The organism is Geobacillus sp. Y412MC52 (assembly GCF_000174795.2).
GTDB classification, from domain to species: Bacteria; Bacillota; Bacilli; order Bacillales; family Anoxybacillaceae; genus Geobacillus; species Geobacillus thermoleovorans.
The window spans coordinates 1536363-1561175 of record NC_014915.1 but is presented as its reverse complement, the minus strand read 5'-3'; the positions used below and the strand labels follow the sequence as shown (position 1 = coordinate 1561175).

19 protein-coding genes and 1 pseudogene are annotated in these 24813 nt (G+C 54.3%); 4 read left to right on the top strand and 16 right to left on the bottom strand.

What is annotated here, in order from left to right; translation table 11 throughout:
* Window positions 1-144: 144 nt before the first annotated feature.
* Both GYMC52_RS07705 and GYMC52_RS07700 read right to left on the bottom strand, forming a co-directional pair.
* Window positions 145-1410, bottom strand: coding sequence for a ribonuclease H-like domain-containing protein (locus GYMC52_RS07705; protein WP_013523652.1), 1266 nt, complete (start codon window positions 1408-1410; stop codon window positions 145-147).
* A gap of 86 nt (window positions 1411-1496) precedes the next feature.
* Window positions 1497-3773, bottom strand: coding sequence for a DEAD/DEAH box helicase (locus tag GYMC52_RS07700; protein WP_013523651.1), 2277 nt, complete (start codon window positions 3771-3773; stop codon window positions 1497-1499).
* A 146-nt stretch (window positions 3774-3919) separates the two neighbouring features.
* Between GYMC52_RS07700 and GYMC52_RS07695 the strand changes: the two genes are divergently transcribed.
* Window positions 3920-4975, top strand: coding sequence for an RNA-guided endonuclease TnpB family protein (locus GYMC52_RS07695; RefSeq protein ID WP_013523650.1), 1056 nt, complete (start codon window positions 3920-3922; stop codon window positions 4973-4975).
* A gap of 379 nt (window positions 4976-5354) precedes the next feature.
* On the opposite strand, the gene GYMC52_RS07690 is transcribed toward GYMC52_RS07695, so the two are convergent.
* The 11 genes and pseudogenes from GYMC52_RS07690 to GYMC52_RS07635 form a co-directional block, all read right to left on the bottom strand.
* Window positions 5355-6140 (bottom strand): IclR family transcriptional regulator, encoded by a 786-nt coding sequence (locus GYMC52_RS07690; protein WP_013523649.1) that lies wholly within the window; start codon window positions 6138-6140, stop codon window positions 5355-5357.
* A gap of 175 nt (window positions 6141-6315) precedes the next feature.
* Window positions 6316-6786: pseudogene (locus GYMC52_RS07685) on the bottom strand (fumarylacetoacetate hydrolase family protein); the annotation flags it as partial.
* Window positions 6787-6797: 11 nt separating this feature from the next.
* Window positions 6798-8015: an NAD(P)-dependent malic enzyme gene (locus GYMC52_RS07680; protein ID WP_013523648.1), complete on the bottom strand. Its 1218-nt coding sequence runs from the start codon at window positions 8013-8015 to the stop codon at window positions 6798-6800.
* Window positions 8016-8203: 188 nt separating this feature from the next.
* Entirely contained in the window at window positions 8204-10387 is a 2184-nt protein-coding gene (locus GYMC52_RS07675) for a malate synthase G (protein WP_013523647.1), read from the bottom strand.
* Window positions 10388-10494: 107 nt separating this feature from the next.
* A complete protein-coding gene (locus GYMC52_RS07670; protein WP_013523646.1) occupies window positions 10495-11940 on the bottom strand; it encodes an FAD-linked oxidase C-terminal domain-containing protein in 1446 nt (481 codons plus the stop codon).
* Window positions 11937-13298, bottom strand: a complete 1362-nt coding sequence (locus GYMC52_RS07665; RefSeq protein ID WP_013523645.1) for a (Fe-S)-binding protein — start codon at window positions 13296-13298, stop codon at window positions 11937-11939. The genes GYMC52_RS07670 and GYMC52_RS07665 overlap by 4 nt, the downstream gene beginning before the upstream one ends.
* Window positions 13298-14620, bottom strand: a complete 1323-nt coding sequence (locus GYMC52_RS07660) for an FAD-binding oxidoreductase (protein WP_013523644.1) — start codon at window positions 14618-14620, stop codon at window positions 13298-13300. The genes GYMC52_RS07665 and GYMC52_RS07660 overlap by 1 nt, the downstream gene beginning before the upstream one ends.
* A 244-nt stretch (window positions 14621-14864) precedes the next feature.
* Window positions 14865-15770: an NAD(P)-dependent oxidoreductase gene (locus GYMC52_RS07650; RefSeq protein ID WP_013523643.1), complete on the bottom strand. Its 906-nt coding sequence runs from the start codon at window positions 15768-15770 to the stop codon at window positions 14865-14867.
* Complete coding sequence (gene hyi / locus GYMC52_RS07645; protein ID WP_013523642.1) at window positions 15767-16564, bottom strand: hydroxypyruvate isomerase; 798 nt, start codon at window positions 16562-16564, stop codon at window positions 15767-15769. The genes GYMC52_RS07650 and hyi overlap by 4 nt, the downstream gene beginning before the upstream one ends.
* A gap of 278 nt (window positions 16565-16842) precedes the next feature.
* Window positions 16843-17481, bottom strand: a complete 639-nt coding sequence (locus GYMC52_RS07640) for a Bax inhibitor-1/YccA family protein (protein ID WP_013523641.1) — start codon at window positions 17479-17481, stop codon at window positions 16843-16845.
* Between the two features lie 48 nt (window positions 17482-17529).
* A complete protein-coding gene (locus GYMC52_RS07635) occupies window positions 17530-18684 on the bottom strand; it encodes an AbrB family transcriptional regulator (protein ID WP_013523640.1) in 1155 nt (384 codons plus the stop codon).
* A gap of 221 nt (window positions 18685-18905) precedes the next feature.
* On the opposite strand from GYMC52_RS07635, the gene GYMC52_RS07630 reads away from it, so the two are divergent.
* A complete protein-coding gene (locus tag GYMC52_RS07630; protein ID WP_013523639.1) occupies window positions 18906-19394 on the top strand; it encodes a GNAT family N-acetyltransferase in 489 nt (162 codons plus the stop codon).
* 363 nt (window positions 19395-19757) lie between these two features.
* Here GYMC52_RS07630 and cysK read toward each other — a convergent pair whose 3' ends face one another.
* A complete protein-coding gene (cysK, locus tag GYMC52_RS07625) occupies window positions 19758-20681 on the bottom strand; it encodes a cysteine synthase A (protein WP_013145483.1) in 924 nt (307 codons plus the stop codon).
* Window positions 20682-20906: 225 nt separating this feature from the next.
* Between cysK and GYMC52_RS07620 the strand changes: the two genes are divergently transcribed.
* On the top strand, window positions 20907-22010 hold the full coding sequence (locus GYMC52_RS07620) for a sensor histidine kinase (protein ID WP_013523638.1): 1104 nt from the start codon (window positions 20907-20909) through the stop codon (window positions 22008-22010).
* Window positions 22011-22054: 44 nt separating this feature from the next.
* Window positions 22055-22417: a hypothetical protein gene (locus GYMC52_RS07615; protein WP_013523637.1), complete on the top strand. Its 363-nt coding sequence runs from the start codon at window positions 22055-22057 to the stop codon at window positions 22415-22417.
* A 74-nt stretch (window positions 22418-22491) separates the two neighbouring features.
* Here GYMC52_RS07615 and GYMC52_RS19725 read toward each other — a convergent pair whose 3' ends face one another.
* Both GYMC52_RS19725 and GYMC52_RS07610 read right to left on the bottom strand, forming a co-directional pair.
* Complete coding sequence (locus GYMC52_RS19725; protein ID WP_013145486.1) at window positions 22492-22632, bottom strand: hypothetical protein; 141 nt, start codon at window positions 22630-22632, stop codon at window positions 22492-22494.
* Window positions 22633-22734: 102 nt separating this feature from the next.
* The gene (locus GYMC52_RS07610) at window positions 22735-24672 is read right to left on the bottom strand and encodes a hypothetical protein (RefSeq protein WP_013523636.1); all 1938 of its coding nucleotides are present in this window, start codon (window positions 24670-24672) and stop codon (window positions 22735-22737) included.
* Window positions 24673-24813: the final 141 nt, after the last annotated feature.

The window sequence follows — 24813 nt, the reverse complement described above, 5'->3', positions numbered from 1 at the left end:
CGTCTTCTTCTCCCTGCCATCGTTTTCGTTCATTCCGATGCCATTGTACACGTTTTTTCTTTTTTCTACAAGATTCACAACAAAAAGACGAAACATTTTCGTTTTCTGTCATATTTTGCGCTTGCCAGGGAAATGGACGAGTTCTCACCCGTTTTTCTTGCGTTCAAGCCGCGCGAGCCGCCTGCGCCATTCCGCTTCTTCTTTCTCGCTATGTTGTCGGCTCATCCTAGCGAGCGACCGCCACGCTTCATATGCCATAACGGCATAACGGTGCGCTTCGGCCGCATCCCGGAAATAATGTTCATACACCTTCGCCAGTTCAAGCCCGGCCTTCGCCTTCCAATAGCCATTTCCGTGGATCAACAAGTCGCGCCAAAGGAGAGCAGCCTCTTCATATCGTTTTTCTTTTCGGTATAAAAGCGAAAGCTGCCATTTCGCCGCCTGCGCTTCCTTCGCCCCTTTGCCGCTCGCCTCCTCGTACACCCCCCTTGCAGCCGCTGTTTCCCCGACCGCTTCGAACCAACGGGCGGCGGCCAACTGCTCCTTGGGGTCAGCGAGCCGGTCCGCTTCAAGCAGCTGAACGGATAGGTGAATGTAGAGAGCAATGAGCGACAACACGTCGCGCTCGTTATGGCGCAATACTGGCATGAGCCGGTCTGGATGGGGCGTTTGCAAAAACTCTTTGTACATCATCGGCGCCAAAAAGCCCGGCACATCATCGCCCCGCTCGACATGGAGAATGTGCCGCTCCACTTCCGAAAGGCGCAGCGAATCCAATTTGTCTTTCCATAAGCGGCGGGCGGCGTGATACAAATCAAAATGACCGAACGCTGGCAATTTTGGCACCATGTTGCGGACAAGCGCATGGCGCGTTTTCAGGCGCGGCCAGTCGAACGCTTTTCCATTATAGGTAACAAGCGTCGTATAATCGACGTCAGACAAAAAACTTTGATAGAGCGCCACTTCCGCCCCTGGGTATGGCAGAAGATGCTGGCGGATGGTGACGAAATCGCCAAGAATGCGGGCGTGGCCAAGCAAGAACATGATGTTTCCCGCCCCGCTTGAAAGTCCCATCGTCTCCGTGTCAAAAAAGAATAAGTCGCGAACGGCAAAGCCGCGGCAGGAGAGCGGATGGGAAAACGGCGCTTCCTGCCATCTTTCGTGCACTTCATACAGCCCTCCGAGCCGATAGCGGCCGTGCTGATAGTCAAGCGGATACACCGTTTCCCGAATGAGGCAGTAATCGCCGGCAAACCAATACGGCTTGGCGCCGTACTCCCGCCAAACGTCGGCATACGGCACGTCCGTCACAGGTCGTCCGTCCGGTTTCTCTTCTTCTTTTTCTTCATCGTTCTCCTTTTTATGCCGGGCGGCAAGCAATTCTTTCCATTGCGCCAACTTCGGCTTCATCCGTTCACCCCCTCCTTGCTTGACGTCGGCTTGCTTCTATAAGTAGTTGATTCTCCCACACTCGGCAAAAACACGCATGACGACGCTTAAACGGACGGACCGGCCCAAACGGCAAGTTGTTCGTCCAAAAACTGGACAAGTTCGCGCTTCAACGACGGTCCGTCAGCGCTTGAAATGCCGATGCACGATGGGCAGCCGTCCGCACACGGGCAGCGTTCGACCCATTCTTTCACATGTTTCATGATCTCTTCATACCGTTCAAACACCGCCTCCGACAGGCCGACTCCGCCTGGATAGCGATCATAAAGGAAAATCGTCGGCCGTCCGGAATGCGGCGCCTTAAGCTGCGGCACGACGTGAAGATCGGACCGGTCGCACATGACAAACACCGGCACGAGATGACCAAGCACATTGGCGATGCCGACAAGGAGTTGTTCAAACAGCGCCGGGGAAAACCGTGACGGCACCGCCTCCCACTCGATCCACGCCGCCGACGTATGAAGCGTTTCCTCCGGAAGGCGGATCGGCCCTGATCCGATGTTTTCAAACGTCGACAGCTTCAGCTTTTTAAAAATCGTCGCCATCGCTCGGACCGATACATCACCGTAACGCACCGCCATTTGTCCGCGCGTTTCGCTCCGGTCTTCCGACAGCACATCAAGCCGGACAGCCAAATTGGCGTCCGTAAAATATTCAACATCCACTTGGCGGACGTACGCCTTTTTCTCCTCCCAGTCGAGCTTTTCGACTTGGTATTGTGCTCCTTCGTGCAAATAAATCGCTTCATCATGAAGCAGCGTCATTGCGCTGAAGCGGTCCATTTCGCCAATGACGCGATGGCGGGCGGTGTCGGAAATATCGATGATGACGACGTTTTCCTGAGCTGCGGAGCGCAAACTGATATCATGCGCGGGAAACGCGTCGCTCATCCAGTGCCAGCGCCCAGCGCGTTCGTTTAGCACCCCTTGCTCGGCCAAAAAGTCGAGCACCTCTTCGACCTCGACGCCGCCGAACGTCTCGCCGCGCCGGAACGGAAGCTCATAGGCGGCGCATTTGATATGATCGACCAAAATGAGCAGATTGTCCGGGTTGATGCGCGCCGCCTCCGGCGAGCGGGCGAAAAAGTATTCTGGATGGGAGATGATGTACTGATCGAGGGGGCTTGCGCTTGCGATCATCACAACGAGCGAATCGCCCTGGCGCCGGCCGGCGCGCCCGGCTTGCTGCCACGTGCTGGCGATCGTTCCCGGATACCCTGTTAAGATGCACGCTTGCAATTGGCCGATATCAACACCGAGCTCGAGCGCATTCGTGCTCACCACACCGATAATCTCCCCGCTGCGCAACCCTTTTTCAATGGCGCGCCGCTCGTTCGGCAAGTAGCCGCCGCGGTAGCCGCGGATCGTCGTATCGCCGATTCGTTCGTTCACCACCGCCTGCAAATGGCTTAAAATCAACTCGACACGGACGCGGCTGCGGGCGAAAACGATCGTCGGAATGCGGTTGACAAGCAGCTGTCTTGCGAGCTCAACGGCCGTTTTTGTCGCGCTTTGGCGGATGTTCATCGTCCGCTCGACAACCGGCGGATTGTAAAACACAAAATATTTCCGCCCGCGCGGCGCCCCATTGTTGTCAATAAGCGTCACCGGTTCGCCGATCAGCCGCTCCGCCAACTCTTTCGGATTGGCGATCGTCGCCGACGTGCAAATAAACGTTGGTCGACTCCCGTAAAAGGCGCAAATGCGCTTTAAGCGGCGGATGACGTTCGCCACATGGCTGCCGAATACGCCGCGGTATGTATGCAGTTCATCGATGACGACGTAGCGCAGCTGTTCAAAAAGAGAAATCCATTTCGTATGGTGCGGCAAAATGGCCGTATGGAGCATATCTGGGTTGGTGATGACAATATGGCCCGCTTGACGAATTTTTTGCCGCAGCGCCGGCGCCGTATCGCCGTCGTATGTATGGCTGTAAATCGACACCCCCATCTCGGCGATGATCTCGTTTAGTTCATTTTTTTGATCTTGAGCGAGCGCCTTCGTTGGAAAGATATACAGGGCGCGGCTCGATGGCTCTTTGGCAATGGCATCGAGCACCGGCAAATTGTAGCAAAGCGTTTTCCCTGAAGCGGTCGGCGTCACGGCGACAATGTTCCGCCCGCTTTGGACCGCGTCATAAGCGGCCGCCTGGTGCGTATACAACGAAGCGATGCCGCGCGCTTTGAGCGCCGCGCCAAGCCGCGGATCGAGTTCGTCTGGAAACGGAACGAAATTCGCTTCTTTCGGTTCGATTTCATGCCAATACACGACATTCGGATCTTGGCGAAGCTGTTCGATCCATTCCGAAAGCGTCTGTTTTTTCACGTCGCATATCACCTCGTTTCTATTTTACAGACCCGCGAGCGAGAAAGTCCACTCCTTGAGGGGTGGGATGAAAGCGAGCCGTTTTCTGAATATTGAATGATTCTGAAAAAAATGGTATCCTGAAATCGCCACAAGGAGGTGAATCCATGCCGACCATCACACTAAGGCTGGAGCTGCACAACCCAACAAAAGTCAAACAAGACATGTACGAACGGATGACAGAAGTGAATACCGCGTTTGCCAATTGGCTGTTGAATCATCCCGAACTGAATCAAGCAACGAGCAAAATTTTTAAGGAGTTTTCGCCGCAGCGGTTTCCTTCCGCCGTCGTGAATCAGACGATTCGAGAAGTGAAGTCCCAAAAGAAAAACCAGAAAACAAAGAAGTTTCGAACATTCTGGTGCTGCTTTAACAATCAAAACGTGAAGGTGGAAAAGAAAGGGGCGTTCTACACGGTTTCCTTCCCCACACTGGAGAAGCGAATCGGCGTGCCGGTCGTCACGCACCCCTATCAAGAAGCATGGCTGAATCGGCTGCTGGACGGAACAGCCAAACAAGGGGCGGCCAAGCTCTACAAAAAGCAAACGAAATGGTACTTGGCGATCGCGATCACCTTTGAAGTCAAGCCGCGGCACGAAACAAAGGTGATGGGGGTTGACCTTGGGCTTCGCTATATCGCCGTGGCCAGCGTGGGAACGAAATCGTTGTTTTTCAAAGGGAACCAATGCGCCTTCATTCGTCGACGATATGCGGCTTTGCGGCGAACGTTGGGCCAAGCGAAGAAGCTCCAGATGATTCGCAAAATCGGCCGTAAAGAATCCCGCTGGATGAAGGACCAAAATCACAAAATCAGCCGTCAAATCGTGAATGTTGCGCTCGCCAACGGTGTTGGCGTGATTCGGATGGAAGCATTGACAGGGATTCGCAAGCGGGCAAAATCGGCCAAAGAAGCGGGGCGAAGCCTTCATTCATGGGCGTTTCATCAATTGCAAACGATGATCGCCTATAAAGCGGAAATGGCGGGCATTCGGGTCGAGTGGGTGAATCCGACCTACACGAGCCAAACGTGTAAATGCGGACATCGGGAAAAGGGAAATCGTAATGGCATCCACTTTCAGTGTAAACAATGCGGATATACCCTCCACGCCGACTTGAATGGCGCGATCAACATCGCCAAAGCGATTTCGGGCTTTGTCGCCTAACCTAGCGCACTGGTCACAGGTGCGCCGCCCATTGGGGTACATCGTAACCCGATGGGACGGGGTGATGACACACCCCTGAACTTGGGCGTGGTCCGAACCAGAAATGGATGAGGACGCGAACGACCCAAGAATCCCACGCCCTTTAGGCGTGTGGAGTGTCAAATGCATTCCGTTTGTTTGCACTACAAAAAACGCCCACCCAGAGGCAGTCCTCTCTCGTTTCAAACTGGCAGACAACCGATATATCGGAGCCGGCCGAACGACAGAACGTTCGATTGTATCTGAACGGTTTTGGAAAAAGGATGCCTTCCTCTCATCTTCCCCGCCAAGGCGGCATCCACATGGGTCATTCTTCTTGGCACAAAAAAACGTCCAGCCGCTACAGCTGGACGGAATGGGCTCCACGATAGCCGAGCCTTGCCGACAGTTCTTTGCCGATCTGCCGCATGCGCACAGTGAGCGATGTGATGCGGTCGTCCGTCATGCGGATCGTCGGGCCGGAAACGCTGATCGCCGCGACGACGCCGCCGGTATAGTCAAAAATCGGAACGGCAACACATCGGATACCGTACTCGTTTTCTTCCAAGTCAAGCGCATACCCGTTTTGCCGGACGGTCTCAAGTTCGCGGAAAAATGCCTCTCGGTCGGTGATCGTCCAATCGGTATGCTTCGGCAGTCCTTTCCGATCGATGATCTCTGCAGCCACCGCGGGCGGCAAATGGGCTAAAATGGCCTTGCCGACCGCCGTGCAATGCATCGGAGCCCGCTTGCCGACTTTGGAGTGCATGCGCAGCGTCTCTGTTCCTTCCAATTTTTCAATATAAATGACTTCCCCTTGATCATAGACGACGAGGTGGATGACCTCGTTCGTTTCTTTTTCGAGCACGCGCAAATATGGCTTCGCCTCTTGGCGCAAATCGATCGAATCAAGCAGCTTTGAGCTGAGCTCTAAAAACTTGTAGCCGAGCTTATACCGCTCCGTTTCCGGATGTTGTTCGATATAGCCGTATTGGGCAAGCGTCGTTAAAATGCGGTACACCGAACTTTTGTTGATGTCCATTTGTTTCGCGATTTCCGTCACGCCCAGCCCGTCCTTTTTCGTGCTGACGATTTCGATAATTTGCAGCGCCCGGCGGACAGATTTGACCATGTTTTCTCGTTCCATCGCATTCACCTCGATTTGTTCTCTCCGCTCGCCATTATACACGAACAGCCGGGCTTTTGCAGGCGGGAGAGCAGCGCAGGCGCGCGTGGCAGCGAGCGCCGCCTTAACGGACGGAACGTATTCACCGTCAGGACGCGCCTGATGCCTTGTTTGGCCCAGAGATGCCGCACGTTCGTTATGAACGTCGGATGGAAACGGCTGGCGCTTTGGCGGCGACGAACGTATTGCGGGGCGTGCCGATGCCGTCCACATCGCATTCAATGACCGTCCCCGGGCCGACAAGCTCGGCGCCGACCGGGCTTCCCGTCAAAATGACGTCGCCCGGTTGCAGCGTCATGACATGAGACAAATACGAAATCATTTTGCTGATGGAAATGATCATCAGCTCGGTCGGGCTGTTTTGTTTTTCCTCGCCGTTCACCCGCGCTTTCACCGATACCGTTCGAGGGTCAAGCTCCGTTTCAATAACTGGGCCGAGCGGAGTGAACGTATCGAACGATTTGCCGATCGTCCAATGGCCATCCGGGTGGAAAAACTGCGGCGCGGTGACATCGTTGGCGACTGTATAGCCGAAAATATACGACCACACGTCTTCTTCGCTCACCTGCTTTTCCTCTTTGCTGATCAAAACCGCCAGCTCGGATTCTTCATCGATGGCTACCCCTCTCTGACACGATTTTGTTCCTCAACTTTTTCCTTGACTCGAGCCACCCCGGTCTCCATGGCGGCGCGGGCGACGGCGGAAGCGACGGCCTCAACGACGCGACGGTCAAACGGGTTCGGGATGACATACTCTTCCGTCAGCTCTTCCGGCTGGATGAGCCCGGCGATGGCTTCGGCAGCGGCAATTTTCATCGCCTCATTAATTTGCGTCGCCCGCACATCGAGCGCGCCGCGGAAAATGCCAGGGAACGCCAACACGTTGTTCACTTGGTTCGGCAAATCCGACCGGCCGGTCGCGACCACGGCGGCTCCGGCGGCTTTTGCCTCATCCGGCATGATCTCAGGCACCGGATTGGCCAAGGCGAATACGACCGCCCCGCGGTTCATCTTCCGAACCATCGCCGGCGTCAACGCCCCAGCAACCGAGACACCGATAAACACATCCGCGCCTTGAATGACGTCCGCAAGCGTCCCGGAGATACGGCGGTGATTCGTTTGCCGGGCGATTTCTTCCTTGATGGCGTTCATCCCATGCGAGCGCCCTTCATAAATCGCTCCTTTTGTGTCGCAAACGATCAGTTCGCCGACTCCGATCGACAGCAGCAATTTGGCGATCGCCACCCCGGCAGCGCCGGCGCCATTGATGACAACCCGGCAATCGGCGAGCTGTTTGCCAACCACTTTCAAGGCGTTCGTCAGCCCAGCGGCCACGACAATCGCCGTGCCATGCTGATCATCATGAAACACCGGGATCGCCATCTCTTGGCGAAGACGCTCTTCAATGACAAAGCAGGCGGGGGCGGCGATATCTTCCAAATTGATGCCCCCAAACGCCGGTTCCAGCAACTTGACCGTTTGAATGATTTGTTCCGGATCTTCAGTATCGAGGCAAAGCGGCACGGCATCGATCCCGGCGAACGCTTTGAACAAGGCGGCTTTCCCTTCCATGACCGGAAGCGCCGCCCGCGCGCCAATGTTGCCAAGCCCAAGCACCGCCGTGCCATTCGAGACGACGGCGACAAAATTGCCCTTCACTGTATAGTTGTACATTTCGTCTTGGTTGACGTAAATTTCTTTGCACGGTTCAGCCACTCCCGGCGAATAAATGAGACTTAAATCATTGGCATTCACGACCGGCACTTTCACTTCAACTGACAGCTTTCCTCTTGCCTGCCGATGGACAAGCAACGCTCGTTCTCGCAAATGTTCCATCACTGATCCCTAGCTACTAGCTTCCCCTATCCCCTTGTACCGCCTTTTGTGCTGCTTTGCGTTTGACAACCGGCCAGTAGTAACTAGGAGCTGCCTCCTTTCTCTATTTATTTTCTTAATTTTCTGATCAAAATAGATAGGAAGGAACAAGGTCGTCCATCCCTTGTTCCTTATACAGCTTTTGGCGTTTATTGCTGAATGGCGGCAAATTTCGCTTTTGCTTCTTGACGGCGGCGGTGCAAAATCGGCTCGGTATAGCCGTTTGGCTGTTCATAGCCGCGGAAAATGAGATCGCATGCCGCTTGGAACGCCACCGAATCATCGTAATTCGGCGCCATCGGACGATAGTTCGGATCGCCGGCGTTTTGTTCGTCGACGACTTTTGCCATCCGCTTGAGCGTCTCAAGCACTTGCTCTTTCGTGCAAATGCCATGATGGAGCCAGTTGGCGAGAATTTGGCTCGAGATGCGAAGCGTCGCCCGGTCTTCCATCAGTCCGACGTTGTGAATGTCCGGCACTTTCGAGCAGCCGATCCCTTGGTCGATCCAGCGGACGACATAGCCTAAAATGCTTTGGCAGTTGTTGTCGAGCTCTTCTTGAATCTCTTCCGCTGTCCATTGCGGGTGGTCAACGACCGGGATTTGCAACATGTCGTCGCGATAATCGTTCCGATCGTTCGCCAGTTCGCTTTGCACAGCGGAGACGTTCACTTGATGGTAATGAAGCGCATGGAGCGTGGCCGCTGTCGGCGACGGCACCCATGCCGTATTGGCGCCTGCTTTGAGCTGCGCTCCTTTTTGCTTCAGCATTTCTGCCATCAAATCCGGCATCGCCCACATTCCTTTGCCGATTTGCGCCCGGCCGCGGAAGCCGGCGGCAAGCCCAACGGCGACGTTCGATTTTTCATACGCCTGCAGCCAAGTCGATGATTTCATCTCGTTTTTGCGCAGCATCGGCCCCGCTTCCATCGACGTATGAATTTCGTCTCCGGTCCGGTCGAGGAAGCCGGTGTTGATAAAAATGATGCGGTCGCGCACTTGGTAGATGCAGTTTTTCAAGTTGAGCGACGTGCGGCGCTCCTCGTCCATCACGCCGATTTTAATCGTATTCCGCTCAAGGCCGAGCATGTCTTCGACGCGGTCAAACAGCTCGTTGGCAAACGCCACTTCCGCCGATCCGTGCATTTTCGGCTTGACGATGTAGATGGAACCTTTGCGCGAATTCAAGTAGCGTGTATTGCCGATGAGCGAATGTTTCATAATCAAGCTTGTAATGACGGCGTCCATGATCCCTTCATGCACTTCCTCGCCATTCGCATGCAAGATCGCGTTGTTCGTCATTAAGTGCCCGACGTTGCGCACGAACATGAGCGAACGGCCCGGCAGCACGAGCTCCCCGCCATCCGGCGTTTTGTATACGCGATCCGGGTTCAGGGAGCGCGTCATGATTTTGCCGTTTTTCTCAAATGTCGCTGTCAAATCGCCTTTAACGAGACCAAACAAGTTGCGGTAAACGAGCACTTTGTCTTCGGCGTCAACGGCCGCCACCGAATCTTCGCCGTCCATGATCGTCGTGACCGCCGCCTCCAACACGATGTCTTTGATGCCGGCTTTATCCGTTTTTCCGACCGCATGCTCGCGGTCGATTTGAATTTCAATGTGAAGGCCATTGTTCTTCAGCAACACCGCTGTCGGATGTTGCGGGTCGCCTTGGAAACCGACAAATTTTTCTGGCTCTTTCAGCCCCGTCGTCGCCCCGCCTTCTGTCGTCACGACGAGCCGCCCGTCAACGACCGCGTATTGGACTACGTCTTGATGGGAATGTTCGGCAAGCGGCACTGCTTCATCCAAAAACTGCCGCCCGTAGACGATGACTTTCGCCCCGCGCACCGGGTTGTACGACGAACCGCGCTCGGCGCCGTCTTCCTCGCTGATGGCATCGGTGCCGTACAGCGCGTCGTACAGGCTGCCCCAACGGGCGTTGGCAGCGTTTAATGCATAGCGGGCGTTCGTGAGCGGCACGACGAGCTGCGGCCCGGCTTGCACGGCAATTTCATCGTCGACATTGTCGGTCGTAATCGCAAAGTCCTCGACTTCCGGCTCCAAATAGCCGATGTCTGTCAAAAATGCTTTATATTCGTTAAAATCAAAGCGGCCGCGATGCGCTTTATGCCACTCATTCAATTTTTCTTGAATTTCGTCGCGGCGGGCGAGCAATTCTTTGTTGCGCGGCGTCAAGTCGGAAATGAGCGCGCCGAAATCGCTCCAAAACTTGTCTTGATCCAACCCGCTGTTCGGCAGAAGCTCCTCGTTGACAAAGTCGTACAACACTTTGGCGACTTGGATGTTCCCTTTTTGTACGTATTCGCCCATTATTCTCTTCCCCTCTCTTGTTTCTTATTACGAAACATTGTTTCTCAATTTCTCTAAAAAGATGATACCATGAAACGAAATGACTGGCAATCGTTTTCAAAAAATTTTCATTTCACTGTCGACGGCGTCTTTGTCTCTACACAACGCCCCGGCGTCGGGAACAGCTTGCCGGCGTTGAGCAAGTTTTTCGGGTTAAACACGTCGCGGATTGCCGTTTGCGCCAAAATTTCCTCGTCAGTGAAAATGAAGCGCATCTCTTCTTTTTTCTCAATGCCGACGCCATGTTCCCCTGTAATTGATCCGCCGACCGCCGCGCACGCCTTGAGGCATTCGCTTCCGGCGGCAAGCGCCCGCTCCGTCTCCCCAGGCTTGCTCGCATCAAACAGCACAAGCGGGTGCAAATTGCCGTCGCCGGCGTGGAAAATGTTTGCGATTCTCAGTCCATACTTGCGGCTGATATCGGCGATTTCCCGCAGCACTTCCGGCAGACGGCTGCGTGGAATGACGCCATCTTGCACTAAATAGTCAGGCGAAATCGCCCCCATGGCGCCAAAGCCGGTTTTCCGGTTCGCCCACCAGCGGGCCCGTTCTTCCTCTGACTGGGCGACTTTCACTTCGCGCACATGATGGCGGCGGCAAATCGTTAAAATATCGTTGATTTGTTCGTCGATCCCGGCGGAAATGCCATCCACTTCAATGAGCAACAGCGCGGCGATGTCTTTCGGATGCCCGACCGGAAACGCGGCCGCTTCGACCGCCTCGATGGCCGTTTGATCCATCATCTCGAGCGCCGCCGGCACGATTCCAGCGGAAATGATGTCGGAAACGGTCTGGCTCGCATCTTCCACTTCGTCAAAATAGGCGAGCACCGTCTGTTTGGCCTCGGGATTTTTCAACAAACGGACGGTGATTTTTGTCACGATGCCAAGCGTCCCTTCCGACCCGGTCAGCAGCCCGAGCAAATCGCAGCCGGGCGGATCGGGAACGCCGTTTCCGCCGATTTCAATCACTTCGCCGTTCGGCAAGACGACTTCAAGCCCTAAAATATGGTTCGTCGTCACTCCGTATTTTAAGCAGTGGGCGCCGCCAGCGTTTTCAGCGACGTTGCCGCCGATCGTGCAGCAATATTGGCTTGACGGGTCGGGCGCATAGTAATAGCCGCGGTGGGCGACCGAGTTCGTCAACTTCAAGTTGACAAACCCCGGCTCGACGACGGCGCGCCGGTTTTCGAGATCGACGTGCAACAGCCGCTTCATCCGCGTTAGGCTGATGACGACTTCGCCGTTTAGCGGAATCGCCCCGCCGCTTAACCCCGTGCCGGCGCCGCGGGCGAGAAACGGAAGATCATGCTCATGGCAGTATTTGACGACCGCCGCCACTTGCTCCGTGCTGTTTGGAAATACAACCGCCCTTGGCAAATGGCGGTGGACGGTGAAGCCGTCGCAGTCATACGCCATTAAATCTTCTTTCCGGTATAAAATCGCCTGTTCCCCAACGATGCGGGCGAGCGCTTGGATGTGCGGGTCGTTCGTTGCAATCGGCCGTTTTCTCATATGCGCACGTCCTTCCCTTCTTCTTTTTGGTACGCCCAATCGAGCAGATGCACCGTATGGACGATTTTTTGGTTTCGTCCATGTTTCATGACGCCAAGCGCCATTTGCAGCATGCAGCCTGGATTGCCCATCGAGATAAGCTCCACCTCTTGCGGCACGTGTTGCATTTTGCTCTCAAGCACCGCTTGTGCCATGTCCGGATGGGTGAGGTTGTAAATGCCGGCGCTGCCGCAGCAGCGATCGGCGTTTGGCATGGCGACCATTTCCACCCCCGGAATGCTTTCAATCAAAGCGCGCGGCTCTTGGCGGATGCCCTGGCCATGGGCCAAATGGCACGCATCATGGTAGGTGAGGCGCACGTTCAATTCCGCTTTCGGCGGTTTGAAGCCCGTGTCATGCAAAAATTTGGACACGTCCTCAACTTTGGCGGCAAATTGCTCCGCCTTTTCATGCCATTCCGGATCATGGCGGAACAGTTCCGGATACTCTTTCAACATGCAGCCGCAGCCGGCGGCGTTAACGATGACATGGTCGACATCTTGAAACGCCTCAATATTTTGCTTGGCGAGCTTCCGGCCGGTTTCGCGGTCGCCGGCGTGAACGTGAAGCGCCCCGCAGCACGTCTGGTTCGGGACGATGACGACATCGTTGCCGTTATGGGTCAACACACGGATCGTCGCTTCGTTAATATCACTAAACATAACATCCATGACGCATCCGGTCAAAATCGCGACGGTCCGCTTTGTTTCCCCCTTCGCCTTAATGAGCGGCTGATGTTTATACTTTCTCCGAACCGGCGTACCGACCGCTGGCAAAATCGCCTCCATCTCAGCCAAGTGATCGGGCATGACACGCAGCAGTCCGATTTTGCGCGCCACCGTCTGCAAGCCGCTTTTTTGGTACCATTTCAGCAGGCGGCCGAGCCAATCGAGGCGCGACGGATGCGGAAAAATGCCTTTTAAGAAAACGTCGCTGACAAGCGCCTTCCAACCGGTGAGCGGAACCGCTTGGCGGAGCTGGCCGCGCACTTGTTCAATAAGTCCACCGACATCGACATCGGCCGGGCAAGCCGTCGTGCATGCACGGCAATCCAAGCACGTAAAAATCGGATCGAGCAAATCAGGCGTCAACTCAAGCTTCCCTTCGCCGACCGACTTCATCAAATGAACGCGGCCGCGCGGAGAGTGCTGTTCTTCACCCGTCTGTTCGTACGTCGGGCATGATTCTAAACACATGCCGCAATGAACGCAATCAGCCCACTTGCTCGGGTCCGGCAAATCGTGAAAACGATAGTTTCCAAGACTCGCGGTCGCACACGCCGGGCTGTCCGCCCGCTCATTGGTCATCGTGCTCATCATTAAATCCCCCCAATAAAGCGTTGATCGTTGACCGTTTTGTTCGGATCGATTTTTCGCTTAATGCCTTCGAGCAAGAAAAAGTACGACGGCTTTCCGCCCCAGACGTCGACGCGCTGGCGCAGCGAAAGCGGCAAATGTTTCACAATCGCGTAGCCGCCAAGGCGAACCGCCGTTTGGCGCAGCTCCTCGATCGCGGTCAACACTCCCTCTTCGCCGCCGTGCATATACGCCTGACAAAGCCCGTGGCCCAATCCGCCGTGCGCCTCGATGCGGACATGGCAACGGTCAGCGATTAAAACGCTTTCACGCAAGATGGAGAGTACATCCAAGTTGACAACCCCGATTTTCACTGCCGCTTCAACACCGTTTTCCGCCTGCTCCAGACGCCCGTTCGGTGCAATCGTGTAAAACGTCCGCCAAAACGCCGCTGTCTCTTCGCCGGCTAAAATGGACATTTCCACCGCTTTCGGCCGCAGTCGTTCAACCCAATGCTCTTGGTAATGGACGGCGTTTTCCACATCTTCAAACCCGATCACAAGCGTATAAACCGGCCGTCCCGTCAGCCGCTCGGAAAGCGCCGGATTGAGCAGTTCAAAACAAATCGGCTCCATCATTGTATCAAGGAACGAAACGGCAAACGAGCGAATGTCATGAAGATCGCCGCTTGGGAACGACAGCAACACAACGCTTTCATATTTCGCGAGCGGTCGAAGCTTGAGCGTAATCTCGCTCAGCACCCCGAGCGTCCCCATCGCCCCAATGAACAACTTATTCATATCGTAGCCGGCGACATTTTTTACCACTTTGCCTCCGGAACGAATGACGGTCCCGTTCGGATAGACGACGCGCAGCCCGATGACCGAATCGCGCGCTGCCCCATAGCCGAGCCGCTTCGGGCCGCTGTCATTCGCCGCAATCACCCCTCCGATCGTCGCTTCCTCCGGCCAAAACGGGTCCAAGGCGACCTTTTGCCGATACGGAGCGAGCGCGCGCTGCAAATCACCAAACACCGTTCCGGCTTTGACAGTGACCGTCATATCGGCGGCCGCATGTTCGACAATGCCGGCGTAGTGTTCCAACGACAGCAAGATGTCCGCCTGTTCCCGTTGCCCGCCAAACCCCCGTTTTGTGCCGCGTCCAGCGATGACGACTTTTTTGCCATGGCGGTCGGCATAGCGGAGTACCGCAGCGATTTCTTCCTCTGTTCGCGGATAGACGGCCACCGCCCCATCATTGCCGAGGGGGTGGAACGATTCATTCCGTTTGATCTGTTCTGGATGCAAAAACGCCTGCAGCTCCTCAATCCATGTCAATGAAAGCATGAGCGCCCTCCTTCGTTTCGTAATAAGAAACATCGTTTCTTTTTATCTGTAAAAAAAAGCGAACCGCTCGAACCGTTTTCTTTATCAGGCGGAGGGTGTCCCAAAAGAATCGGGACACCTTTTCTGATCACCGTCATATATACAAGTGATTTAGCCCAAAACAACCTTTGGAGCCAACCCTCCCTGCTACTTCTATTAAACCATCGCTCCTCCATTTTTTCAACGAATTTTTTGAATTTGACGATCATTTTGTCCATTCTGTCTCTTTTACCACCACCCCGACCCGCTGCTCGAGCGGCTGAATGACCGCGGCCATATCCAAGTCGGCAAGGCCTGCGGCGATCGCTGCGGCAAACGCTTTTTCCGCCTGAACGCCAAGACGGTGGCCAAGGCCGATTTCATCCATCAACTCGTTCGCCAGGCGCACGTCCTTATGCACATACTTCACCGCCCCGCCAGGAGTGAATCGACGCGGCAACACGAACTGCTCCATATGGCGGCGCAGCATCCGGCTGTCTCCGTAGCTTTCTTTTAACAGCCGATACAGCTTCCCGGCATGAAGCCCATAAGCGACGCCAGCGACCATCGCTTCCGCCGCGGCGACAGAATGGACAGCGACTAAGTACTGGTTGATCACTTTTGCCGCGCTGCCGGCGCCGCTTTCTCCTAAATATTCAACCGTTTTTCCTAACACCCGAAGCAGCGGGCGCACCTGCTCCCATGCTTCTTTCGCCCCGCCGACCATGATTGTCAGCGCCCCTTGCTCCGCCCCTTCCGGACCGCCGCTTACCGGTGCGTCCAAATAGGCGACGCCGTGCTCGTCGGCGCGCCGAGCGACAAACCGGCTTGTTTTCGGACCGACGGTTGTAAAATCAAGGCAAATCGTCCCCGGATGGGCCGCGCTAAGGACGCCGCCTTCACCTGTATACACCTCGATGACATCATCCGGCATCGATAAGCACGTGCAAATGATATCCGCCTCACCAGCCAGCTCTGCCACTGTCGCCGCCTGTCGGGCGCCAAGGTTGACAAGCGGAACCGCCTTTTCTGTCGTACGGTTGTACACCGTAACATTGAATCCCGCTTCAAGCAGCCGTCTAGCCATGCGCGAGCCCATCACGCCCAATCCGATAAAGCCGACGCGTGTCATCGTCCGCCTCCCCCTTTCATTCCGCGGTATTCATCATACCAGACAAAACTTTCGCTGCTTTTCCCTGATGGAATGTACTCAAGTCCAATCGCTCCATTGTAGCCGTGCTCTTGCAAAAATGCGAAAATCTCGCGATACGGAAGCTCTCCCGTCCCCGGCTCATGCCGCCCGGGGGCATCAGCGAATTGCACATGCGCGATGAGCGGTGCGTAGTCGGCAAACGTCGCTGTCACATTGCGTCCGAGCCGAGCCATATGATAGACGTCATATTGCAATTTCACATTCGTCCGGCCGAGATCGCGGATGATCGCCGCCGCTTCCTCAATATCGGTTAAAAAGTAGCCGGGCATATCGAACGGATTGATCGGTTCAATCGTCAGCGTCAAACCGTGGACGCCGAGCGCAGCGGCCGCCTCATCCAAGCGGCGCATGTATATTTCTTTCGCCCGTTCTCGCGGCAAATCGGCCGGCACCACTCCGGCCATGCAATGAAGATTCGGCACACCGAGCGCGAGCGCATAACGCACTCCTTCCTCCAGTGCACACCGGAATTCATCATGACGGTCAGAAAAAATGGCGAGCCCGCGCTCCCCCTTTTCCCAATCGCCAGCGGGCAAATTCAGCAAAACAAGCGACAGCTCAAGCTGCTCGAGTTCATCAGCAATCGCCTCAGGAGCCACTGAGTACGGAAACTGGCATTCAACGTGCGAAAACCCGTGCTGCTTCGCCTTGGCAAACCGGGCGAGAAACGGCGCTTCCGTGAAAATCGTCGATACATTGACGGCAAACTTCATCATGAGGCCCCTTTCTTCTCCATTTCTTTCTCTTATTCGCCCCACCCTTTGCCGATTCCTGCCTCACCGCGTTTCACCTTTAATGCCGTAAAAAAACAGCCGCACCATTTCGACTTGCCGCTTTGATCAATGCCACCGTCATGGAAAAAGAGGGTGTCCCAAAAGGATGGGGACGCCCTCTTCCGTCTCCATATATGCGTGCTGACCGCTTCTTTAACACTATATGTTGTGCCTATCTTAAAGACAGACGGCCTTTTGGGTCAGCCCCTTTTTGGCGCTCAATCCTCATCGCTGGCGAAAAAACGCAAAATGTAGACAAACAAATTGATGAAATCAAGGTAAATATTGACGACAATCATCGGGATATCCGCTTCCGTAAAGCCATAGCGGGCCAAACGGTTGATGTCGTAAATCGTAAAGCCAAGGAAAATCAAAATCCCCAAAGCGGCGATGCCCATTTGCCCGACGCTTGAGAATGGGATGAACCATTGGATGATCAACAAGCCAAGGAGCGCAAACGCGCCAAGCATCAAAAACCCGCCGAGGAACGAAAAATCTTCTTTCGTTCTCGCCGCGTAAATGGCAACGCCGGAAAACGATACAACGGCCAGCGCAAACGCTTTGAACACCGCAGCCGCGCCAATGATGGAAATGTAATAGCCGATGAGCGGATAGAGCGTCGCCCCCGAGACAAACATAAACGCAAACATAAGCGGATAGCCGACAGCTTTTTTCACGCGGGCGAACATCATGACCAACAGCAGCACAAGCTCAAGCGCGTAAAGGGGCAAATACAGGCCAGCCGGCACCCATTGCCCGGCATACAGCCCCGCCGTCGCAACGGCCAGCGCCGCTAAAAAGGAAACCGCCAACTTCGCCACTGGGCTATGCGGACGATAAACGGTCGAATGGTTCATGGCAACCCCCTCCTTTTTCTTTCTAGTTTAGCATATATTTGTTTCTTGTCACAGCCCTTTCTTTTGGATTGACGCAGACTGCATGGACCGTCCACCATGATGTATGGTCCATCGTTCGATCCATCGAAACCAGCGGGCGGCAAACCATTTTTTCAGCACCGGTGGAACGACAAGCAAAATGAAAAAAATGCGGAACATTTGATAACTTGTCACAACGGCAAGGTCGGCATGCGCCTCCCGCGCCAAAATTCCCATTTGATCCATGCCCCCCGGCGCCAAAGCGATGAACGCTGTCAAATACGGCACGCCATGCAAAACCGTTAAGACAAATGCCGAAGCCATGGAAAACAAAATGAGCGCAAGGCCGGTAGCCACAGCGGCCAGCACAGCTCTTCCCTTTTCCGCGATGCGAGCCGGTTTCAGCATTAAGCCTAGATAAGCCCCCATCGCGATTTGCGCGATATCCAACAAAGGCGCTGGCAAATGGGGCGCCGGCGTCCCGGCCATGACCAAAGCCGATGTTCCGATGATCGGGCCAAGCAAATAGGCAGTCGGCAGTTTGATGCGCCTTCCGATGATCGCGCTGGCAACCGTGACGATCACATACAGCCAAACAAGACCGACGCTCCAATGCGCCTCTTGTCCGCTTTCTGCGCCCGTCCCCGCCTCAGCGCCGCCGGAAAAGAACGGGCTTAAGACGATAAGCGGGACGAGAAATACAACGCCCATCAGGCGCATCACTTGAAAAAACGTGACAATCGTTGCATCGACACCGTCGAGCTCTTCGCCCAACACAAGCATTTGCGACAATCCGCCGGGGATGCTGCCGGTGACGACCGAACGGAGCGGAATCCTTGTCCATCTCGCGACAAGGCAAGAAACAAGGAAGCTGAACAACAAAATCAACACCGTCGCCAGCAACATTACCGGCAATTGCCGGCCCATCTCCACAAGCGTTCCTGCCGTCATCGATGTCCCTAGCGTATAGCCGATCGGAATGAGCGCAGCGTTGCGAATGCCGACCGGCCAATACAACTTTCCCTTCCAAAAACGACCAACCAAAAGCAACGCAGCTGCTGGACCGAGCATCCAATGGAGCGGAACGCCAAACAAGGCGAAAATGAAGCCGCCGAGCGCCGCGATCACCAGCGTCAACGCGATGCGCGCCATGTTGCTCCACTTCTCTTGTCTTTTCGAGGCCAAGCGAACACCTTCTCTCTTCCTTTCGCAACGACTTTCAGCGAATAAACCATTCTCTGTTTTCTCTCCCTCATGCACATAGCGAAAGCCTTCAGCCGTCCATAGTCAATACATAGTCAATACACACAGCGATGAGACCGTGCAAACAAGAAGAAAAAGATGGAAAAACAAAAAGGATCATTGGTATAATATTGTCTGATTCATCAAAAATGGAGGAATTCGAAATGGTTCATGAAATCCGTCTCTGTTTTTATCATTCCGACCATGACGCAACGCTGCGCTCGTTCTATCTACCAAAAGAACAGCAACGATTCACCGCACTCCCCGCTGAGGCGCTCAAAGCATGCTCCGAGGAAAAAGAAAGAAAGCCGATTGTCATCCTTCATCAAGAACGACCGGTCGGTTTTTTTGTTCTCCACACCGGCAAACAGATCCGACCGTTTACCGACAATCCGCGGGCCGTGCTGCTCCGGTCCTTTTCCATCAATTATCCAGAACAAGGGAAAGGGTTCGCCAAGCAGGCGCTCGCTTTGCTGCCAGCCTTCGTCAACACCCATTTTTCCGATATTAACGAAATTGTGCTTGCTGTCAATGAACGAAACTTTGCAGCGCAGCGATTGTACTTGACTGCCGGTTTTATCGACAGCGGACGGCGGCGCGAAGGAAAAAAGGGGCGACAACTGTTGCTCTATTATCCTCTTTCTGCAACCTAGAAGACTGGTGATTTAAAAGGAAGTGTTGCTCTCCAACAGTATTTCTCAAATTGAGAAACCTTGCAACACCGCAACTTCATTTCTTTTGATTTCTCAAAAACCAAGCGAATCCGTTGTTTTTCACCAGTCTCCTAGAAGTCTGCCCGACGAAACCATTTTGGCGGATTCCAAAACAGTGAAATAAACAAATGTTCAAATCGTATAAAACGGAAGATTTTGCATAAATATTCGCTGACTTCAATCCATCGGACAGATTCCTAGGAACTATCAAACAAAAGCATTCCTCTTTGTTTTGCAGAGAGGAATGCTTCCCTTCCCATGAAAGGCAAGAAATCCTCGCTTTTTTCGTCGATCGACGTCCGCTTAATCAGCAAATAAATCGGATGACAAATACCGCTCGCCGGAATCGGGCGCCATGCAAAGGACGCGGGCGCCTTTGGGGAGCTGTTTCGCCACTTTGATGGCGTAATAGGCACTGGCAGCGGCCGAAGCGCCGACCAAAATGCCTTCCTTCGCCGCCAGTTCGCGCGCCATCTGTTGGGCATCCTCATCTTTGATCAAAAAAATGTCATCATAAATCGAGCGATTTAAAATTTTCGGGATAAACCCCGGACCCGTGCCGGGAATTTTGTGCGGCCCCGGCTTGCCGCCCGACAACACAGGCGAACCGTACGGTTCAACGACGTAAATGCGCAAATTCGGGATGCGTTTTTTCAGCTCCTCCCCTGTTCCGGTCACCGTCCCGCCGGTGCCGGCGGTTAACACGAACGCATCGAGCCGTCCATCAAATGCTTCATAAATTTCCACCGCTGTTGTATGCCGGTGTGCATCCGGATTGGCCGGATTTTCAAACTGCATCGGAATAAAGCTGTCAGGGATTTCGCTAGCAAGCCGGTTGGCCTCATCGATCGCCCCTTGCATCCGCTTCTCCGCCGGCGTCAAATAGACTTCGGCTCCGTACGCCTTTAAAATTTTCACCCGTTCGACCGTCGCATTGTCGGGCATCGTAATGATGCAGCGATACCCCCTGGCGGCGCACACCATGGCCAGGCCGATGCCGGTGTTGCCAGATGTCGGTTCGATGATCGTGCTTTTTCCGGGTGTAATTTTCCCTTCCGCCTCCGCGCGTCGGATCATTTCCCAAGCGGGCCGATCTTTGACGCTTCCGCCTGGGTTGAACGATTCGAGCTTTATGTATACCTCTGCCCCGTTTGGATCAGGAAGGCGGCGCAACTTGACAATCGGCGTGCCGCCGATCAAATCTAAAATCGAGTCATACAATTTCACGATCGTCCCCAACCTTTTGCAAAATATTTGTTCGTCCCATTCATTATAAATGATTTTTCCTTTTTCATTCAAACAGTCTGTCCGGTCCGCAGCACCAGGCGTTTTTGGATCGCTTTTCGCAAAAGGACGTTCATTTAGCCGGATCGATTGCGATTTTTCCTCTGTTCTAGTCCGATATTCCCCCTTATAATTAAAAAATAAACGATGGAAAGCGAGGTGGCTTTTTTGGCATCTGCGGCACAGCAGCTCGTCACCCATTTAGAAGCCCATTTGCCGAACTTTCTCGCCTATTGGCGGCAACATATGAAAATTGCCGACGATGACAAATACATCCATCATGTCGAACAAAACGGCTTAGCAGTGTTTGAGCTGGTCAAAGAAGCGCTGTTGCGGTCGCTATCTAGCGAGACGGTCGAACGGTTAGCCAACAAAATCGCGAAAGAACGTGCGGAAATGAATGTCGGCATCGGAGCTCTCGTCTACAACGTCAACCTTGGGAGGCGGCTTGTCATCAACCACGCGCTCGCCGCGCCGCTGTCGGTCGACGAACTGTCCCCGCTCATCGACCATTTGAACGAGCTGTTTGACCAATTTTTGTTTCATGCTGTCACAAAATATAATGAGTTAAAGGAAAAAGAGCTGCATGAAAAAAACGCGCTCATTGCCAGATCGCATCAAGACCGGCTGACGCTGCTCGGACAAATGTCATCGAGTTTTGTCCATGAGTTTCGCAATCCGCTTACGGCTATTATTGGTTTTATTCAATTATTGAAGTTTGAGCATCCGCATCTTCCTTATTTAGACATTATCGACCATGAGTTGCAGCAGCTGAAATTTCGCATTTCGCAATTTTTGCATGCCTCACGCAAAGAAATTGTTGAAAGCGAAAAAGAAACGTTTTCGCTGCGCCAGCTGTTGGAGGAAATTATCGAGTTTTTATACGCCACGATCGTCGACAGCGATGTCGACCTTTCGGTGGCGATCGATGAATCCATACATATATTTGCCTATAAAGATCAGCTGCGCCAGGTGCTGGTAAACATTTTGCTCAACTCGATCGAAGCGGTGAAAGAGAGGGAAAAACCGCGGCGGATCAACATCGCCGCCCGTTGCCAAGACGGAAGCATCATCATCGAAATCGCCAACAACGGTCCGTCAATTCCGGCCGACATTGTGGAAACGATTTTCGAGCCGTTTTTTACGACAAAAAAACTCGGAACCGGCATCGGCCTGTACATTTGCAAAAAAGTGATTGAAGACCATGGCGGAGATATCCGCTGTTTATCCGATGAAGACATGACGACGTTTTCCATCCGCCTCCCTGCATAATGAACAGCGGAAATGGGCATGATGGATGAAAAAAGGTGATGCCGATGAAAATGAAAACGTTTTGGAAAGGCTGGTTGGAGCAGGTGGCAAGTGCCATCCGCGAATGGCTCGAGCGGGAGATGCATTCGTTCGCCGAGCTCGCTGCGTTCATCCGCCATCATCCGGATACCGTTCGACAAGAACGCACATGGCTTGGCTTGACGTACCGGTTCTACTCGCTCACGATAAACGGAGTGTCATTGAAAATGGAAACGAAAGTCGCCCATGAAGGCAAGGAGCGCATTCTCTTTTTATCGGTCCATGCTCCGCGTACGAAAGCCGCTGTCTACCGCGCCTATGACGAAGACGGCGATTTGGCGGACATCATCGCCACTCCGCCGCTGTCCCAAAAAACCGCACCAGTTTGACCACGGTGCGGTTTTTTCATCATCATTTCGCGAAAAAGCCCCGCTTCCGAGCGAAATGAAAGCAGGAAGAAAGGTCAACCTTTCATGCCCTGCAGCCATTCTTGGTAACATTCCGGACAAAGCGTTTCTTCGCGTTCTTCGCCATTCGTATGGAACGATACGTAATGCACCTTGTCATCGCACTCGCACTGACAGTAAAAACATGTTTCGCTCATCGCTTTCCCTCCCTTGCCTATTAGTGTGAGCCGTCTTATAACAGCGTTGCAAGGGAACTATTCCCAGCGGCATGAGCGCAGAATAAACGACGCTCGATGCGGTCAGCGCGAGGTGAGCGACAACAAATAGTCCAATACCGCCTCTTGCTCTTCCTTCGTAAACCCGGCTTGACGGTCGATCCAATACCGGTGCCCGGCGCCGGTCACATGCACCGTCCGCAAGTCGGAGTCCTTGGCGTTGGCGGCGATGACGCGCTCGCGCCATGTCCGGTCGATCAGCGCCCGCAGGCTGTTGCGCGCATCAGGGGCGATGCCTTTTTGAACGGTGCCCGAAAGCCCGAGCTCACCGTTCGGCCCAACCGCCACGCCGCCGTCGTGCAAATACGGAGCGCTCCACGCCAGGCCGATGAGGCTCGGCACTTTATACCCGCCCGGCGAATCACCGTGGGCGAAGGCAAGCCTGATTTGTTTTGGATCTAAATGGTTCGTCGACACGTTCAATACTTTCGCCCCCTTTGGGATCGGGACCGGCGTATCCGGAGCGTACAACACGGCCTCTCCGAACACTTTTTCTGTCTTTTTCAGTGCTTTCGCCCGTGACGGTTCCGTGCCGATGACATTCGCCGCCACGACGCGGTTGTTCGTCAAATACGCCCCGGCATGGCAGCGGATGCAGCCGGCGCGGACAAACACCTCTCTTCCTCTCGCCGCCCGCTCCTCGCTGATCCGTTCATTTGGCGGCGGAGGATTGAGCGTATTTTGCCAAGCGGCCACGGCATTGTTTTGCTCATTGAACCGATAACCCGGCTCGCTGACGATCAACCCATCTGGAGCGACGAGCGATACTTTCGGAAACTGCGGCGGCGCGACAAACTGATTAACGCCGGCCGTTTTCGGCGTCGGGTCGACTTTCGCGAAAAAGGCGGACGGTTTCTCCTTTGTCGTCGGCTGATAGCGAAACCGCGGATGGGCGGCGTTTTGCAAAATCGTGCCAATATACACTTCTTTATCAATGCCAAACAGCGCTTCGCTAATTTCCGCCTGCGCGAGCGAATCGGCATTTTGCGCGTGCACGTTGTTGCTGAAAGCGGCCAAGCCATGGAATGAGCCGGCGGCGGCAAAGCCGCTCCACCCGTACGGATGGTCGCCGCGCGTAAACGAATCCGGAATTTGCGCCGGATTCGCTTTCATATCGATCGTCGAATCAAAATTGCCGCACGGCCAGCTGGCAAAAATGCGGTCCACGTCCCGCTCAAGCAGCTCCGGATCCGGCAGCGCCGCTTTGCGCCCGTTCGAATCGATGATCGTCCGATCGAACGAGCGGATATATTTTTTCAGCGAGCGGATATTGGCATGAGTAAAATAAGCGCTCGAATTCGTCGCCAACGCAATGAGCATTCCGGCATTCAAATCGTTGTTCGGCGCCCCTTCCACCACTTTTTTCGTCACTGGATCGACGGTCGCATGGCAGGCGGCGCAGCTGATGCCGACGCGCACGCGGCCGCCGTCGGTGACGATCGGCATCCCGAGCGGCAAGTATGACCCTTTGGGCACGTCGATGCCCGTGTCGATCAACTCGCCTTTTTTATATGTGCGGCCGCCGATCGTCACATCTTCGGCAAGCGGCACGCGCAAATTCGTCGTCCCTTCTCCTTTTAATGCGACAATGGCTTTGGCCATATTGGCAAGCGTCAGCGGCCCGTCGACAATACCCATAATGTCGGTCAAAAACACTTCATTGCCGAACGTTTCTTTATAAAACACCTCCTTGCCGAGACGAAGCAACCGGTCATCGACGACAACCGCCCCTTCCTCTTTTTGCAAATGCCCGTTTCTAGCCGACAACGCTTGGATGCGGCTGTCATCCGCTGCGATCCATCGCCCCCACACATCGATTCCAGTCTGTTTGCTCGCTTCATACGGCGCAATATCGCTCCCATCCGGCACAAACGCATACTCGCCCCGGCGCAAAAGAAGAACGGCGCCGGCGGCTAAGAGAAGGAGAACAGCAACGCTTAGCACAATGAATGTTTTTCTCACCCGTTTCCCTACCTCCTTCATAAGCGGATTGCGCCCATAGTATACCCCGCTCTAGACAAAACTTGAGCGCGCGGACTCCTTCTTTTCCCCATTGTCGCGATCGTTCAAAGCGCCACGACCCGCTTTTCCCATCATTCCCCA